1 protein-coding gene is annotated in these 724 nt (G+C 62.0%); it reads right to left on the bottom strand.

Annotated features, from left to right (window positions below):
• Positions 1–724: acyl-CoA dehydrogenase family protein (locus EKN06_RS15540; RefSeq protein WP_164844116.1), on the bottom strand; the 724-nt coding region annotated here is incomplete at both ends.

Below are 724 nucleotides of genomic sequence, written 5' to 3'. Positions count from 1 at the left end.
AGCTGCACGGCCTGGAATTCGGCGATCGGCTTGCCGAACTGTTTGCGTTCAAGCACATATTCGCAAACATCCGCCAGCGCGCCCGACGCCTGCGCCAGCGACATCGTCGCATTGCCGCAGCGTTCGAGGTCGAATGCTTCCATCAGCTTCTTGAAGCCGCCGGCGGGCACGATCACGTTGCCGACCGGCACTTCGCAATCGTCGAAGTTGAGATCGGACGAAGGCACGCCGCGAAAACCCATCAGCTGTTCGTTCGGGCCGAACGACAGACCCGGCGCATCCTTTTCGACCAGCACCGCGCCGATGCCCTTGGCCCCCGGGGCGTCTGAGAGGCGGCAATAGACGACATAGGCATCGGCATGGCCGCCGCCCGAACACCAGCGCTTGGTGCCGTTGATGACGATCTTGTCGTCCTGCACGACGCCCTTGGTCTTGAGGTCGGTCAGCGCGCTGCCGGCATCGGGTTCGGACATCGACACCGCGACCACCATGTCGCCGGCGCAAACGGCGGGGACGATGCGCTTTTTCAGTTCATCCGACGCAAAATATTCGATCGCGCGAACCGGGCCGACCGAGCTTTCGAAGACCGGAAAACCGATGGCCGACGAAATCTTGCCGAATTCCTCCAGCACGATCAGCGCTTCGATATTGCCCATGCCAAGCCCGCCAAGGTCGCTCGACACGTTGATGCCGAGAAAGCCGAGCTCGGCAAAACGCTTCACCA

It is taken from the genome of Croceicoccus ponticola, assembly GCF_004004515.1.
Taxonomy (GTDB): Bacteria; Pseudomonadota; Alphaproteobacteria; order Sphingomonadales; family Sphingomonadaceae; genus Croceicoccus; species Croceicoccus ponticola.
Note: the sequence above shows the minus strand (reverse complement) of the source record. Positions and strands in the feature narration are given on the sequence as shown.